General features: G+C 49.0%; 14 protein-coding genes and 1 tRNA gene. 9 read left to right on the top strand and 6 right to left on the bottom strand.

Translation table 11 applies throughout. The annotated features are described in order from the left end of the window. Positions 1–203: 203 nt before the first annotated feature. Complete coding sequence (locus YC6258_RS25230; protein ID WP_044619332.1) at positions 204–2099, top strand: HDOD domain-containing protein; 1896 nt, start codon at positions 204–206, stop codon at positions 2097–2099. A 117-nt stretch (positions 2100–2216) separates the two neighbouring features. After that, positions 2217–2807, top strand: coding sequence for a DNA endonuclease SmrA (smrA, locus tag YC6258_RS25225; RefSeq protein WP_082070893.1), 591 nt, complete (start codon positions 2217–2219; stop codon positions 2805–2807). A gap of 392 nt (positions 2808–3199) precedes the next feature. On the opposite strand, the gene YC6258_RS25220 is transcribed toward smrA, so the two are convergent. From YC6258_RS25220 to ulaR, 4 genes are all read right to left on the bottom strand, one after another. Beyond that, positions 3200–3286, bottom strand: a tRNA-Leu gene (locus tag YC6258_RS25220). A gap of 86 nt (positions 3287–3372) precedes the next feature. Beyond that, positions 3373–4656, bottom strand: coding sequence for a glutamate-1-semialdehyde 2,1-aminomutase (gene hemL / locus YC6258_RS25215; protein ID WP_044619331.1), 1284 nt, complete (start codon positions 4654–4656; stop codon positions 3373–3375). A gap of 114 nt (positions 4657–4770) precedes the next feature. Then, positions 4771–5253, bottom strand: a complete 483-nt coding sequence (locus tag YC6258_RS25210) for a VirK family protein (RefSeq protein ID WP_052830573.1) — start codon at positions 5251–5253, stop codon at positions 4771–4773. Between the two features lie 257 nt (positions 5254–5510). Next, the gene (gene ulaR / locus YC6258_RS25205) at positions 5511–6278 is read right to left on the bottom strand and encodes an HTH-type transcriptional regulator UlaR (protein ID WP_044619330.1); all 768 of its coding nucleotides are present in this window, start codon (positions 6276–6278) and stop codon (positions 5511–5513) included. 228 nt (positions 6279–6506) lie between these two features. On the opposite strand from ulaR, the gene YC6258_RS25200 reads away from it, so the two are divergent. The 4 genes from YC6258_RS25200 (at position 6507) to ptsP (ending at position 12315) form a co-directional block, all read left to right on the top strand. After that, positions 6507–7004: a PTS sugar transporter subunit IIA gene (locus tag YC6258_RS25200; RefSeq protein WP_245626987.1), complete on the top strand. Its 498-nt coding sequence runs from the start codon at positions 6507–6509 to the stop codon at positions 7002–7004. 36 nt (positions 7005–7040) lie between these two features. Further along, positions 7041–8420, top strand: a complete 1380-nt coding sequence (locus YC6258_RS25195) for a PTS mannitol transporter subunit IIBC (RefSeq protein WP_044619328.1) — start codon at positions 7041–7043, stop codon at positions 8418–8420. A 75-nt stretch (positions 8421–8495) separates the two neighbouring features. Next, positions 8496–9629, top strand: coding sequence for a mannitol-1-phosphate 5-dehydrogenase (locus YC6258_RS25190; protein ID WP_044619327.1), 1134 nt, complete (start codon positions 8496–8498; stop codon positions 9627–9629). Between the two features lie 172 nt (positions 9630–9801). Beyond that, positions 9802–12315 (top strand): phosphoenolpyruvate--protein phosphotransferase, encoded by a 2514-nt coding sequence (gene ptsP / locus YC6258_RS25185; RefSeq protein ID WP_169749027.1) that lies wholly within the window; start codon positions 9802–9804, stop codon positions 12313–12315. Between the two features lie 37 nt (positions 12316–12352). On the opposite strand, the gene hemJ is transcribed toward ptsP, so the two are convergent. Beyond that, entirely contained in the window at positions 12353–12778 is a 426-nt protein-coding gene (gene hemJ, locus YC6258_RS25180) for a protoporphyrinogen oxidase HemJ (protein ID WP_044619326.1), read from the bottom strand. Between the two features lie 36 nt (positions 12779–12814). Next, positions 12815–14266, bottom strand: coding sequence for a H(+)/Cl(-) exchange transporter ClcA (clcA, locus tag YC6258_RS25175; protein ID WP_044620408.1), 1452 nt, complete (start codon positions 14264–14266; stop codon positions 12815–12817). Positions 14267–14744: 478 nt separating this feature from the next. On the opposite strand from clcA, the gene YC6258_RS25170 reads away from it, so the two are divergent. From YC6258_RS25170 to erpA, 3 genes are read left to right on the top strand one after another with little or no spacing between them, the layout of a single operon-like run. Beyond that, the gene (locus YC6258_RS25170; protein WP_052830571.1) at positions 14745–15425 is read left to right on the top strand and encodes a DUF6776 family protein; all 681 of its coding nucleotides are present in this window, start codon (positions 14745–14747) and stop codon (positions 15423–15425) included. Then, positions 15382–15849 (top strand): bactofilin family protein, encoded by a 468-nt coding sequence (locus YC6258_RS25165; RefSeq protein ID WP_082070891.1) that lies wholly within the window; start codon positions 15382–15384, stop codon positions 15847–15849. Before YC6258_RS25170 ends, YC6258_RS25165 begins: the two co-directional genes overlap by 44 nt. A 58-nt stretch (positions 15850–15907) precedes the next feature. Then, a complete protein-coding gene (erpA, locus tag YC6258_RS25160) occupies positions 15908–16246 on the top strand; it encodes an iron-sulfur cluster insertion protein ErpA (protein ID WP_044619323.1) in 339 nt (112 codons plus the stop codon). Positions 16247–16256 lie beyond the last annotated feature (10 nt).

Raw genomic sequence — 16256 nt, 5'->3', positions numbered from 1 at the left:
ATGTGGCGTTGTCTCTCTTTCCTCTTTCACTCCATTGCGCGAATATGCATAACCGCTGATTTTCGTTGGTACATGTCTTTAGCTGCCACGACGATATCGGCCACTGCGCAAAAACAGTCTGACGGTGTTAGTCTGTCAGGCAGTATTTAGTCTGGTACGGTTGAGGTTGTCGAAGTACTGATATCCGGGTCATAGAGAAGTCAATGTTGGGGACAGTCATGGTGAATCAGATCAGTAGCTATTCTTTGCAGCTTGTTGCACCGGTACGGCACCATTTTTTGGGTCGGGGAGAGGTTTTTGAGCTGGCGGAACGGCTATATGGACCATTTGACTGGGGGCCTTTTAATCCACAGTCCAGAGTCGAAATGCAAACCCTTGAGAAGCTGTTGCAGTGGTTGGTGGAAACCACCGGTCACCAGAATATGCATCTGCAGGTGGCGAATTCACTGGATGTTGGTCAGTTTGGTGCGGTTTCTTACTATCTGTTGTCTTGCAGCTCTCTGCATGAATTCTTTGTGCAATTGACCAGAGTTCAGGAATTGTTGTTCGCACGTACTGAACCGCTGACCATGCGGCACGATGAATTCGGACTCTACCTGGAGATGAAGCTGAGTCATACCGCCACTCTCCAGGTACAGCGTCGCATCGAATACGTATTTGCCAACATCCTGCGTATGATCCGGTCAATTGCCGGAAACCAATGTGTGCCGGAGCGGTTGGAGCTTCCGTGGGCCGACAATGACCGTAAAGAGGGTTTGCAACAGGCCTTCGAATGTCTTGTGGAATACAACAGCCAAAAGATCCGCTGTGTCTTCGACAGTCGTTGGATGGTGGAGAATCTGGCCAATGCCAATCCCTCCATGCTTGAGATTCTCCGTCCGGAAGTGGATCGGATGCTCAACAGTTATCACAAAGGTACGACCTTTATTCAGCGGATTTATGAAATTCTGATTGGCATGGACAGTCTGGTCGGTGTCACGCTGACCTCAATTGCTCAGGCGATGGCCATGAGCGAATCCACTCTGAAACGTCGTCTGGCTGACGAAGCCGCCACCTTTAAAAGTCTCATCACCAGTTATCGTCAGACCCGCACGCTGGAATTACTGGGGTTGCAGGATATCGACTACGACCGTATTGCCCATCAGCTGGGCTTTTCGGAACGGGCCTCTTTTGAACGCGCGTTTAAAGGTTGGTATGGACTTACTCCGTCCAAATTCCGCAACTTGACCCGTCTGTGTACGATTTCCACCCCGCAGATCGATTTGCAACAGGATAGCCACCTGCCATCGGCTCCGGGCGTTTGTCGGGATGTGATCATGCTGTTGAATGACGATCAGTATGAAATGGGCAGTCTGGTCAGCATTATCCGTCAGGATCCGGTACTGACAGGTAAGATTATCGGTATGGCCAATAGTGCTTTCTTTGGTGCCTCACCGGTACTTGAACTGGAGCAGGCCATTATTAATGTTCTCGGTGCCGATACGGTGATGAATCTGGCAATCGCCATGTTGGCCGGCAGTGAGCTGACCCGTCACCATCCGGACCTGATTGATCTGGGCGAATTCTGGACCCAGTCTCTGAGCGCTGCCTGGTGGGCGGAGCAGTTATCGCACCAGGCAGGAAACAACAAGGCTGTCTGTCATCAGCATTATCTCGTGGCGCTGCTGGCCCAGATCGGCTTGCTGTTGTTGGCATCATTGCGGCCGCAGGAAATCAAAGTCGTCTGGCCATTATTGAACGAAAGTCAGAGCCTGCAGGAGCAGATACGGATCGAGCAGCGGGCGTTGGGAATCAACCGGTTTGAGGCGTCATCCATACTGTTGGCCCACTGGAAGTTACCTGGTGCGGTCGTGCAGCAGATTCAGGCCATTTCCAATATTCTGCGTAAAATCCATCGGGATGGTCCTGATGTGAAGATTGTGCTGGCCGGGGTGGTGATGTCCCGGAACATGGATCACAACGACCTCGGGCGGGTACTGGATCAGATCCAGAGCTGGTTTCCGTTCCGGATGGATGACAGCATTAAAGCCCTGCTGAGCGAAAATGCCCGCCGGGTGATCCCTGAGATCCGTGAGCTGGCTCACCATATGTGTGCCTGATGGCGCACGCTGCATTCACATTGCATAGCTAAGGTCTTTTGAAGGGAAGACTCCTGTCTTGTCTAAATGATGTACCGCCCCTATTAAAGGTGGATTGGATAAAAACCGGAGCAAAATTTGTCTGATCAGAAAGATGATTTACAGGCCTTCCTGGCTGAGATGAAGGGTGTCAAACCACTCAAGACCAAGACTCGTGTTGTGCTGAACAAACACACTGGTAGTGAACAATCTCCCGGTCAGCAGCAACGTCGGCGGGATGCTCAGACAGATAAATCCGTGGATCAAAATGGCCTGAGTATTGACCACCTTGAGTTGGTACATCCTTTAGACGTGATCGGCTATAAACGGCCAGGGCTGGCTCATGGCGTATTCCGTCGCCTGAAGCAAGGTCGATATCCTGTGGAAGCGCGGCTGGATTTGCATCATCAGACAGTGGAACAGGCGCGTCGTCAGGTGATCCGGTTTATCCAGGATTGCCTGCGCTACGATGCCCGCTGCGCCATTATTCTCCATGGCAAAGGTGAGAAAGGTGATCCTCCAGCATTACTGAAAAGTTATACCAACCGCTGGTTGCGGGAAATTCCCGAAGTATTGGCATTTCACAGTGCCCAGCGCCACCATGGCGGCGTCGGAGCGGTATACGTGTTAATTAAAAAAAGCGAAGCCAAGAAACAGGAAAACCGGGAGAAATATCGCACCCAGACATGAGGGCGGGTGTTTGCTGTGAACAGGCATCAGCCTCAAGTTGCCTGGTTTAATCAGCTCGAAGGTCATTTGCGCTAAAGCGTGTTCCAGTCTTTTTGTTTCCCTCCGCCACCGGTGATCTCTAAACAATAGCGTTAACACTTCCATAGGGTCGCTCTGGTGTATCTGTTTCCATCATCGATGAAAGCCTCAGTTCATAAGCTGTTATTTCAACGACTGGAATCGACCTAAGCTGAAACTCTGTTCAAGTTCAGCAGTTGAGAACAGCTAAAGAAGTTGAAAGGGATTAAAAAACTGATTGGAAGTCTGAACGAAAGGGAAAATAAAGATTTTGACTCTGGTTAACTTGATAATCCCGATTCTGTGTTCGGAAATAAGTCACCAAAAATTTGAAATGGTGCCTGGGAGAGGACTTGAACCTCCACGGCCGTGAAGCCACTAGCACCTGAAGCTAGCGTGTCTACCAATTTCACCACCCAGGCATTGAAGCGAGGCGAACTATAGGGATAGTTCGTCTCGCTGTCAAATAAAATTTATAAAAAACAACGGCTTGGCCGAAAAATTCAGTTTACAGACTGGCCATGACTTTATCGGCGGCAGCGAGCGTCTGTTCAATATCCTCCTGACTGTGAGCCAGAGACATGAATCCGGCTTCAAATGCCGAAGGTGCCAGATAAACCCCCTCTTCGAGCATGCCATGGAAAAAGCGGTTAAAGCGCTCAGTATTGCCTTTCATTACCTGATCATAACGGCGAATGTTGGTCTCCTCGGAAAAGAACAGGCCAAACATCGAACCCACTTGATTGGTCTGGAATGGCAGGCGGTGTTTTGCCGCCAGAGCCTGCAGTCCTTCGGTTAGTTGTGTGGTTCTTGCCGTCAGCTGTTCGTAGACTCCCGGTTTGACCAGCTCCTCCATCATGGCCAGGCCGGCAGCCATGGCCAGCGGGTTACCTGACAGGGTGCCGGCCTGATATACCGGTCCGGTGGGTGCCAGGTGTTCCATGATTTCCCGTTTGCCACCGAAAGCGCCTACTGGCATGCCGGCTCCAATGACCTTTCCAAGAGTGGTCAGGTCGGGTGTTATGCCGTACAGACCCTGTGCGCCATTTAGAGCAACCCGGAAGCCACACATGACCTCATCAAAAATCAGTACTGCGCCGTGCTGGCTACACTGTTCGCGCAGGGTTTCCAGGAAACCGGGCTCTGGAGGAATGCAGTTCATATTTCCGGCCACCGGCTCCACGATGATGCAGGCGATTTCGTCGCCGTACTCTTCAAAACAGCGCTTGACGGCATCGCTGTCGTTGTAGGTCAAGGTAATGGTTTGTTCAACCACTGCGGCAGGCACGCCAGGTGAGGTGGGGACGCCCAAGGTCAACGCGCCAGAACCGGCTTTTACCAGTAGAGAATCGGCGTGACCATGGTAACAGCCTTCAAATTTCACCAGTTTGTCGCGGCCGGTATATCCCCGGGCCAAACGAATGGCAGACATGGTCGCTTCGGTTCCAGAGTTCACCATGCGGATCTGATCAATAGCGGGATAAAGCTGACAGATTTTCTCTGCCATGTCGATTTCCAGTTCGGTAGGAGCGCCAAAGCCAATTGCTTTATCAAGCTGTTGTTTGATGGCATCGGTAATCACCTTGGCATTGTGCCCCAGAATCATAGGGCCCCAGGACAAAACGTAATCGATGTAGGCTTTATCGGCGGTGTCATAAATGCGCGATCCGTTGGCCCGGTTAAAAAATACAGGGGTGCCGCCAACGCTTTTAAACGCCCGGACCGGAGAATTCACTCCACCGGGAATAAACTGGCGCGCGCGATCAAACAGGGTTTGAGAGGTTTTTGTCATGCTGGGATCCAGAAATAAAAAAATGCCGGCCTATTATTGTTGATCGCGCAGAGCCTCGCAAATCCGTTCCCGTTATGAGGCTAAGGCTGGCCTGGAAAGGCCAGAATGGGTTGCTCAATAAGCGGCGTGGAAGCTGACTCCGTCATTGATAGCACAATCGAAACCGACTTCACTGGTCAGGCGGTAGTCAGGAACTGAAAAAATAAAGGAAGTGACTGTAATCGCACCTTCTGGTTTAACGCTATAACGCAGGAATTGCATGATGGGCATTGGCGTGCCGGAACGGGTGGAAACGGTAAAGTGTGAATCAGAGAAAGACAGTGTGCCGTCGGCTTGCAGGCGATAAGGAGAGACGGTCAGCCCACCCCTGGTTTGCGAAGCAGTTCCGCCGTCTTGTCTGGTACATGCAGAAAGGTCCACAGACGCATTGACGATAGCGCCGTTTTCAAGAGCGTTAACAAGAGACTCTACGGTTTTGAGAGAGCGACCGTAGGGCAGGATGTCGTCCAATGTTTGAGTGGTTTCTGCGGTTGCGGCGATGGCCATGGAACAAAGAGCTGCGACACATGCCATTTGGAGAGTTTTGGATGTTTTCATTTTGAGTATATTCCAGGTGAAATTATGTAACTGCACCATAGATATTGGCTTGCAAAATCAGGAAGTACAATCAGCAAAAAGGCTTGCATTTAAAGTGTGTTCATATTCTCAGTATGGAAAATTTCTGTGAATATTTTTAAGTTTTTGACATCATTTTGGGAGCTTTTCTGATACCTGTTTTTATGAGCGGTTTTTCCGGCGTCGGAAAAACCTATTGCTTAATCCGACAAAGGTCTCTTAAGGGTTTTTTAGCATTGTTAAACTAAATAAACGGCAATATTCTTTTCTTTAAGTTGGGTAATGATTTCTGGATCAGCGTCTTTCCCGGTAATAACGATATCGAGTTCATCAAGGCTGAAAAGCAGTACTCCTCCGATCACTCCTATTTTGTCACTATCAATCAATGCAACAATCTTATCGACATGTTCGACCAGCTTTTTTTCTTCCATAAAAGCAAGCAGACCTGATTTGGTCAGCCCGGATTCAGTGATGCCATCGCCGCTGCAAAACAAATAACGGCCCTGGTAGTTTTTGTGTCTGTCAGGTGAGACCAACAGGTTTTGGTTTTTGACATATTGTCCACCCAGAACAATCAGGTGTGGGAAGTCTTCGGTAATCAGATAAGTCGCCAATGGCATATAGTTGGTATAGACCTGAATGTTACGGCTTAGCAAATAGCGCCCCATTAAAAAGGTCGCCGCACCCTCACTGATAAATACATTGTCTTTCTCCATGCACAGTTCGACGGCTTTGCGGGCGATACGGTCATTTTCGATCACGTTATGGATGTCCGACATATTCGGGTACAGGCTTTTCAGTGCATGATCGTTCTGATGCAGTTCTATGGCTATCCGCTCAGCACCATTTCGGACTTTTTTGAGTTTTTTACTTTCATCCAGTTTGGTGATGTCTCGACGGATGGTAGCCGGGGATTTATCGAGAAAATCAACCAGTTCAGTTACGGTGGCTGAAGTGTGTTCGGACAGGTACTGCAAAATTTTCCGGTGTCGACTACTTTCATTCATGGCGGCTGCTTATTTTTTGATCTATTTTGAAATGTATTGATTATATCTGATTATTTCTTTTTCCCATCAAATTTTTGCACTTAAAAATGACTAGTTTTGATCTTTTTTGATTGTATTTATCAGAAATTGCCTATTTAAGCCGAAATTTTCACTTTTGATTTTTGTTAAATTTGACCATTTTTGATCAGATGCTGTAGTTTTCTGAGCAACAGTCATTAGGAGATGATTGTGAAAGGTACCAATTTAATAACAAAAGAAATGGTCCTGCTGGATATCGAAGCACCAACTAAACAAGAACTGATCCACCACCTGTGTGGTCAGCTGTTTTTAGTAAAAAGAACCGACTCGCCGGCATTGCTTTATCAGGATGTGATCAGCCGTGAAGAGAAAGTCAGTACTTTTGCCGGCGCTTCCATGGCCATACCGCATGCGCTGAGCCATTACATCAGCGAGCCGTCGCTGTGTTTTGCCCGCGTGAAAAGTGATGAGTTCACCTGGGATGGCGCAGATGAGGCTGTACGTTTTGTGTTCATGCATGTAGTGCCGGTTCAGAGCAGCGATTTGCAACGGCTGCGGGAAAGTCAGTCAAAGGTTTTTTCCGCCATTGCCGAGCTGATCACTCTGACCGATGTCCAGTCTATGTGGGCCCAAACCGGGGATAAAGACGAAATTTTGTCCAGCTTATACAGCGCTTTTGGACGACACGGAATATCCGAAGCGAAGTAAGCAATCCTTCAATAACAATAATTTGAGGAATACTTTATGTCGCAGACAAACAACTTGAAAGTTGGCGTCCAGAAAATTGGGCGTTTCCTCAGTGCCATGGTCATGCCGAATATCGGTGCGTTCATCGCCTGGGGCCTGATTACCGCACTGTTTATTCCAACCGGCTGGCTGCCCAATGAGACTCTGGCGGCGTTGGTCGGTCCGATGATCAATTATCTTTTGCCTCTGCTGATCGGTTACACCGGCGGCAAACTGGTTGGTGGTGACCGGGGTGCAGTTGCCGGTGCCATTACCACCATGGGGGTTATCGTCGGTGCAGATATTCCGATGTTCCTGGGCGCTATGATCGTGGGTCCTTTGGGCGGCTACGTCATCAAAAAATTCGATCAAACGGTTCACGGTAAAGTGAAAGCCGGCTTTGAAATGCTGGTCAATAACTTTTCTATCGGCATCCTCGGTATGATTACCGCATTGCTGGCTTATGTGGTTATTGGTCCGGTTGTTCAGGTATTGACCCAGGGGCTGGGAGCCGGTGTCGGTTGGATCGTCGATCATAAGTTATTGCCGCTGGTGTCCATTATTGTTGAACCGGCCAAAATTCTGTTCCTGAACAATGCCATCAATCATGGTGTATTCACGCCGTTGGGGGCTGAGCAGTCAGCTGCCGTGGGTAAATCCATTTTTTATCTGATTGAAACCAACCCCGGACCGGGGCTGGGAGTGTTGCTGGCCTTTATGCTGGTTGGCAAAGGTGCAGCCAGATCATCCGCTTACGGTGCATCCATCATTCACTTTCTTGGTGGTATCCACGAAATTTATTTCCCTTATGTATTGATGAAACCCCGTCTGATTCTCGCTGTGATCGCCGGGGGGGTAACAGGCGTGACTGTGAACATGATGTTTGGCAACGGTTTGGCTGGTCCACCATCTCCTGGTTCTATTTTTGCGTTGACACTGATGTCCACCAAAGGGGCCGGTATTCTGCTGACCTGGGCTTCCATTGCAGCAGCAGCAGCCGTTTCCTTTGTTGTGGCCGCCATTTTTATTCGCATGGATAACACTGAAACCACCGATCTGGCTGCCGCTCAGGCAGATATGGCAGCGATGAAAGCTGAGTCCAAAGGCGCGGTATTGTCCTCTTCGAAAGTACAGAAAATAGTCGTGGCTTGTGATGCCGGTATGGGTTCATCGGCGATGGGCGCGACTGTTTTGCGCAATAAAGTCAAAGACGCCGGACTAAATATCGAAGTGATCAACCTTGCTATCAATGATCTGGCAGATGCCGACATTGTGATTACGCAGGCGGAGCTGACTCCCCGGGCTCAGCAAAAATTACCTTCCGCTCAGCATTTCAGTATTGGCAACTTCATGGATGGTGCCTTTTACGACGATCTTGTCGCCCGCCTGAAAGCCTGAATTTGTCGCATGAGGGTCTTAATGAGAAATCGTTAAGACCTTTCTTCTTTTATAGTCAGAAACTTGGAGAAAGATATGAAAACGGCTGTTCAGATCGGGGCGGGCAATATTGGCCGGGGATTTATCGGTATGTTGTTGTCCCAGGCCGGATACAAAGTGATATTTGCAGATGTACAAAAAGAGCTTGTAGAGGCTCTGTCGAAGCGTCGTCGATACTCTGTAGAAGTGGTCGGCGAAAGCCGACAGTCTGTTGAGGTCGGTCCGGTCGATGGCGTGGACTCCAACAGTCAGGCGTTGATCGATGCACTGGTTGATGCAGAGCTTGTCACTACGGCAGTCGGACCGAATGTTCTGAAGTGGATTGCACCTGCCCTTGTTCGTGGTATTGAGCTGGCAGTACAGCATGGCCGTACTGAGCCTTTGAATATTATTGCCTGTGAAAATGCAGTTAGAGCGACCTCTCAATTAAAGCAGTTGGTACTCGAACAATTGCCGATTGAGTTGCCATCGTGGGTGGCCTTTGTTGATGCGGCGGTTGATCGTATTGTGCCTCCGATGGAGAAGACAGATGACGTTTTGGCTGTCAGGGTGGAAGAATTCTGTGAGTGGCTGGTGGAAAAATCGGCCTTTGCTGGAGAGGTACCGGATATTCCCGGTATGACGGCGGTGGATAATCTGGAAGCCGGAGTGGAGCGCAAACTGTTTACACTTAATACCGGCCATGCCGTTTGTGCCTGGGTCGGGCAGTATCTTGGATTTAATACCATAGCCGAAGCAATTGCTGATACGCGGGTTAATGCAGTAGTGCGTGCCGTCATGGGACAGTCAGGTGCGGCGTTGATCGCCAAGCATCATTTTGATCCCGCTGCGCATCAGGCGTACATCGATAAAATCATCAAGCGTTTTGAAAATCCTTATATCGTGGATGATGTCGCACGGGTCGGCCGCCAGCCGATTCGCAAGCTGAGCCGTGGAGAGCGCATTGCAAGCCCATTATCGACCGCACTGTCATTTTCACTGCCAGTGGATAAACTTTTATTGGGAGCTGCAGCGGCCATGCATTTTCACAATGACGAAGACCCGCAAGTGGCGGAAATGCATGAGTTGATCAAACAAAAAGGTGTTGCTGAAGTATTCGCCGAGCTGTCCGGAACCGGGCAGGGAGAGGTTGTGGCAGATATTTATCAGCATATGGAACAGTATTTGTGAGCAGAGTGCTCTGATGAATTGGTTGATGTACATGGCGATCATCAGAGCTTGGTTTATTTATAAATAGCAGGAGTGGCCATGTCTTTTTTTAAGAAAATCTTTTCCGGTAAACATGCGTCTGATGTTTCGGAACCCGTGCCGCCGGCCAACTGAGTCGGATCCAAAGTCCGGATTGACCCTGTCACTTGATGATATTCTGATTCGACAGTCTGTCGCATCCAAAGACGAGGCGCTTAATTTATTGGCTGAGCAAATGTTGAAAAGCGGCTATGTGGCTGCCGATTACAGTGATGCATTAAAAGCCCGTGAGGCACAGGTCAGTACCTATCTGCTCAACGGTGTTGCGATTCCTCATGGTAATGCTGAAGCTAAAAACCTGGTGCTCAAAACCGGTATTGTTGTGGCTCAGTTTCCGCAGGGAGTGGTGTGGAATGATCGGGGAGAGATGGTGCATTTGGCGGTTGGCATTGCTGCCAATAGCGATGAACACTTGCAGGTACTGAGTAAGCTGACCAATGTGGTTATGGATGAAACTCTCGCCCGGCGGTTGGGTAGTACTGCCAGCGCGATTGAAATTGCAGAGGCGTTGGGGCAGGAGGTAACTCGCGAAACTACATCAATGGCTGAAGACTTTCCAGTTCATCGTCAGGTTAGAATTATTGATAAAGCCGGTATGCATGCGCGTCCGGCAACGCTGTTGGCTGAACAGGCGGCAGGATATAGCGATACTGACATTCGTATTCGTTTTGGCAATAAAGCTGTGAATGCTAAATCGATGGCTTCCATTTTGACCCTTGGTGCCAGCTTTGAAGATGAACTGATCATTTCTGCTCAGGGGCCTCAGGCGGAAGCAGCAGTATCTTATTTGGCTGATATGCTGGCTCAGGGGTTGGACAATGAAGCAGAGGCAGGCGGCCATGCCAGTTACAATCCATTACAGGGGTTGAAGTCCATCGAAAATCCTCTGGGACGATTGATTGTCAAAGGTGCTGCAGCTTCACCCGGTATCGCCAGTGCAGGCATCTATGTCTTTAAAGAAGAAGAGCTGCAGTTGCAGAAAACAGCAACCGACCCTGAAGAGGAGCTTCGGGCGTTGGACGCAGCATTGCTCAGGGCATTCGATCAGTTGACCGAACTTTACCAACAGATGCAACAATCTGCGCCTGCAGATGCAGCGATTTTTAAGGCTCAACAACAGCTGTTGCGAGATGATTCTATTGTGGCCACGGCCAAAGATATTATTCGGGAAGGCCATAAGGCGGCCTGGTCCTGGGATCGGGCTTTAAAGGATCAGATAGCCGCGCTTGAGGCGCTCGAAGATGAACGCATAAAGGCACGCGCCGCAGATATGTACGATGTTGCCCAGCGTGTAGCGCGAATTCTGGAGAACAAAGGAGACGGTTTTCAGTTTCCCCATGACCGGGATTTTATCCTGGTCGCTTCAGAACTGACGCCCTCGCAAACGGCCTATCTTGATCAGGTGCCGATTAAGGCAATATGTACCGAACTGGGCGGACCAAACAGCCACATGGCGATTTTGGCCAGAGCGCTTGGCATTCCGGCAATTGTCGGGGCTGGAACCGGTCTTTTGGAGCGGCTGTCAGATGATCAGGCCGCAGTGCTGGATGCTCAGGCGGCAACGTTGATAGTTGAACCAGACGAGCAAACCCGGTTGCAGGCAGATCAGCTGATCAAAGCCTGGAAAGATATTCAGGATGTAGAAAACTCCCAAAAATTTGAAGCAGCCGTGACAACAGACGGTGTGGGTATCGAAGTGGTATGTAATATTGCCAAACCACAGGATGCTCAATCTGTGCTCGAAAACGGTGGTGAGGGCGTTGGTCTGCTCAGGACTGAGTTTATGTTTGAAGCATCTGCTGTTGAACCGACGGTCGATGAGCAATACGAATCGTTAAAACAGATCGTTTCCGTGTTGGGAAGCCGGCAGTTAATTGTGCGAACTGCAGATATCGGCGGTGATAAGCCGGTGTCCTGGTTGCACATGCCCCATGAAGACAATCCTTTTCTGGGGGTGAGGGGAATACGGTTATCATTGCGTAATGAAGCCATGTTCCGTAATCAGCTTAAAGCCATATACCAGACCGCGATTTGGCAGCATGAACAACAGGTGTCGTCCGGCATTCACATTATGTTTCCGATGATTGCCAAGTTATCTGAGTGGCAAGTGGCGCGTGATATTGCTGAACAGGTTCGTCGGGAGCTGAATGCACCGGTATTACCGCTGGGTATTATGATCGAAGTGCCATCGGCCGCATTGCTGGCGGATCATCTGGCCAAAGAAGTTGATTTCTTTTCCATAGGTTCCAACGATCTGACCCAGTACACATTGGCAATGGATCGGTTGCATCCACAACTGGCTGCGGAAGCGGATAGCTATAGCCCGGCATTGTTGAAACTGATCGACATGACCGTCAAGGCCGCCAAAGCTCATGGTAAATGGGTGGGGGTATGTGGAAATATGGCGGCTGACCCGGATATGGCCAGTATTCTGGTCGGACTGGGAGTTTCAGAGTTGTCGGTCAGTCCGGCCAACGTGCCGGCGGTGAAACTGCTGATTCGTTCGGTTGCGCATGCCAAGCTGCAGGAAAAAGCTGCTAAGGCCCTGCAGCTTGGACACTCCCGCGAAATCCGTAAGCTCTACGAAGATCGCAGCGATTTACTCTGATGTCATTTACAAGGCCTGGCAGGTGCCAGGTCTTGAATCAAAATGGTTTGACTACTACCAGAATGACAGTGCCAATCAAAATAAAGACAGGCAGTTCATTAATGACCCGATAGAACTTGTCACTTTTGGTATTTCGGTCAGCACGGAACTGTTTCATCAGATAACTGAGCCAGTGCTGATAGCCAATCAGCAGTACAACCAGCAGTAATTTGGCATGTAGCCAACCCTGGGATAGCCAGCCCGGATTCAGCCATAACAACCAGACACCCAGAATCAACACTGCAATTTCGGATGGCACCATAATGCCCCGGTAAAGTTTGCGCTCCATTATTTTGAAGCGTTCCCTGCCAGCTTCATCATCAGTCATGGCGTGATAGACGAACAGTCTTGGCAGGTAAAAGATACCGGCCATCCAGGTGACAACGGCAATGATGTGCAAAGCTTTAATCCAAAGATAAAGCATCAGTTTCTCCTCTCTCGTAACGGTCTTATTGGTAAATTATGGGGCAGACTTCTGTGCCGTTGTGTCCGCTTCCTGTGTTTGCTGCTCAGCGTTCTGTTCTTCTTTATGTTGTTTCCTCAGGCTTTCGCGCAGAGTGCGCTCCAGTAATTGAGAATAAATGGGGCGTCCTCCAAGCAACTGAGCCAGCATGGTGGCTCCCAGACAGGTTATCAGCAATGGCAGGATCAGGTGATAATTATTGGTCATTTCAATCACCAGTGTGATGCCTGTCAAAGGTGCTCTCACAGTTGCGGCGAACAGTGCGCCCATACCTGCTATGGCGAATGTGCCCGGTTCGATATTCATTGTTGGAAATAATGCCTGAGAGGCCAGCCCGAAAAACGTACCAAACAATGTCCCTATGGCGAGCATGGGCGCAAAAATGCCCCCTGGAGCACCCGAGCCAAAACAGACGAGGGTTAGGAATACCCGGCCAATAAACAGTGCCAGCAGGATCATCAGACTGTAGGCGCCATTGGTGGCTTGCGGAATAAGTTGCAGTCCACCACCGGTGAGCTCTGGAATATACAACAACAAAATTCCAAACGAACCGCCAATGAACGCTCCGATACCAAGCTGCCGCCAACGACTGCCTCGATAGAGTTTAGCGAAATGGTCGAGAGCTTTTACGACCATTTTATTAAACAGCACACCCATGATGCCGAATAGTATTCCCAGTACCAGATAGAGCCAGAGACTCCGCAGTTCAGGTGGCTCATAGCTGGGCATGGTAATGACCGCATCCTGGCCATGAATGACCCGGAATACAATGTTGGCCGTGATGGATGCCAGGAACACTGCTTTGATGGCGATCAGGCTGTACTTAAACTGAGGGCGCATCTCTTCGATGACAAACATGGTGCCCGCCAGTGGCGCATTAAAGGCCGCCGAAAGGCCAGCGGCAGCGCCAGCTGCCAGTAGTGAATGTTTACCCTCTTCGCTTTTCAGACGAAATATATCCGACATCATACGACCGATATTACCGCCCATCTGAACGGTGGGGCCCTCACGCCCCAGAATCATTCCTGAACCCAGGGAACCAAGACCGCCGATAAACTTAACCGGTAGTACCCGCCACCAGCGGACCGGACGAAGATTATCCATGGCACCTTCTATCTCCGGGATGCCCGAGCCGGCGGCTTCCGGCGCGAACCGCTGAGTCAGGTAATAGCCTATACTGGCCAGTGATGCACTGATCAAAAAGGCAAAAAACCAGACAACCCAGGCAGGTAGTGATTCGCGTATAAAGTCCGTTCTGTGTGCCGCAATGGCATGAATACCAATTTCAAAGTAGCTGGCGAAAACCCCGGCCACAACGCCAATAATAGAGGAAAGTATCAGTATGGAGAGCGGAGTTTTATCCTTGTTTAGAAATCTTCTGACAATATTACTGGGTTGCTCAATATTACCACTGCCGGAAGGTGTCGATTCCTTATTAGCACTACTCATGATTGAATTGAAATCCACAAATGTTTGAAATAACCGGATATGCTGCTGAAGGCACAATGACATGTGCCGTGACAATACCAAAGACTGGTGATAAGACAGTTGATATATATCGGTTCAGTCAGCATGAGACCTGACATGATAGGAAGAAACGTAGCTGTTCTCCGTGAGCGCCAGTATAGCGGTATTCATGGAAATATGACAAAGCTGTCATAGCTGTAGAGATCAAGTGTTAGCAGCGCATAGAGTTGTTATGATGGCCAAGCCGGCGTGGTCATAACCGAATCATCTGTAGACAGTCAGTTTTACTACTTTTTTCCAGAAGAATGTGCCGACTCGGTTATACTGAATAGTAAGGCTTCTAGTAATTAATAATAAGCGAGATGTTTAGAACAAAATGGCTAGAGTGAAAGGTAGCAAACAAAAACGTTTGGTAGTTGGGTACTACCACCCCTGGTGGAAATTTTTTAAGGCTGTTTTGATGCTGATATTGCTTTCAAGTGCAGTCTTGGGGGGGTATTGGTATGGTCACGACCGCAAGCTCAGCTTTGTCAATGACAACCACAAAGATGAGCAGATCGTAAATTTACAATCTCAGGTGAAGGATCTGACCCGGCAACTGGAAAGCGCTGTTTTCAGAGCAGCGACTGCCGAAAAAGGCGCTGAAGTGGACAGAGTCGCAAGTCAGAAAAATCAGCAGACGATCAAAGTTCTGAAAGATCAGGTGGCAAGTCTGCAGGAAGAAGTTACGCTGTATAAAGGAATTATGGCCCCTGCCAATAACAGTAGTGGTTTGCGGATACAGGAAATGAGTATTACGTCGACAACAGACCTGTCGCGTTTTCGTTACAAATTGATGTTGACGCAGGTGGGCGATAACAGTCGTTATATCCAGGGATTTGTCGAAGTCAGCATTCTTGGACAGAGCAATGGCGAGAAACAGACTATTCCACTAAAAGATATTTCTGAAGAAGTGGATAAAACCGATATCAAATTCCGGTATCGATATTTTCAAGAAATAAGAGGTGAGCTTAATCTTCCAGAAGGCTTTACACCCGAGCAGATTCAGGTTGTCGCACAGGCTACCGGGAATAAAACTGCCAGAGTGGAAAAGCTCTATGATTGGAAAGCTCTGGAGACAGGCAGCAGTGTGGGGCAATGATAAAAACGTGAAACATGACATAACCATAATCTCAAATAATTCTGAAGTCGTAGGCGATCTGAAAGTAAAGGGTGAGCTGCATCTCGATGGCAAGATAACCGGGAATATTCTGGCTGAAGATGATTCAGCGGCAGTGGTCAAAATCAGCGATAAAGGAATTATTGAGGGCGAAATTAAAGCTCCTAAAGTGATTGTCAACGGCACCGTTAAAGGTGATATCTACTCTTCCGAGCATATCGAGCTGGCCCAGAAAGCTAATGTGGAGGGGGATGTTCACTATAAAATGATGGAAATGGTTTTAGGAGCAAGGGTCAATGGCAAGTTGCTTCATCGCGATGATGCCAAGCCAAAAAAAGGGCTCTTCTCGGGAAAAGGCAATGACAAAACTGTATTAAGCCTGCCTGAATCCCAAAACAATACTTGATGGCTGCACTAGGGTTTAGCGATAATGGTTCTTCATTATCATAAATTTATTGGGTTATATGAGCGAAGCAGAACCGATTATCCTGACTGACGCCGCAGTCAACAAAATAAAGCAGTTGGTGGAAATGGAAGATAACCAGCAATTGATGTTGCGGGTATTTGTGACCGGAGGCGGATGTGCAGGTTTCCAGTATGGCTTTACTTTTGATGAGGAGCAGGCGGAGGATGACACCTGCATCTCCAAAGAGGGAGCTTCCGTTCTGGTGGATATGTTAAGTATTCAATATCTAGCCGGTTCCGAGTTGAATTATATCGAGGGGCTTGAAGGAGCCCGATTCGTTATCAACAATCCCCAGGCAGAGACAACCTGTGGATGTGGGTCTTCCTTTTCAATCTGACTGGATAAGT

This window comes from Gynuella sunshinyii YC6258, assembly GCF_000940805.1.
Taxonomy (GTDB): Bacteria; Pseudomonadota; Gammaproteobacteria; order Pseudomonadales; family Natronospirillaceae; genus Gynuella; species Gynuella sunshinyii.
The sequence above is the reverse complement of the archived record's forward strand: the minus strand, read 5'-3'. Positions and strand labels throughout refer to the sequence as shown.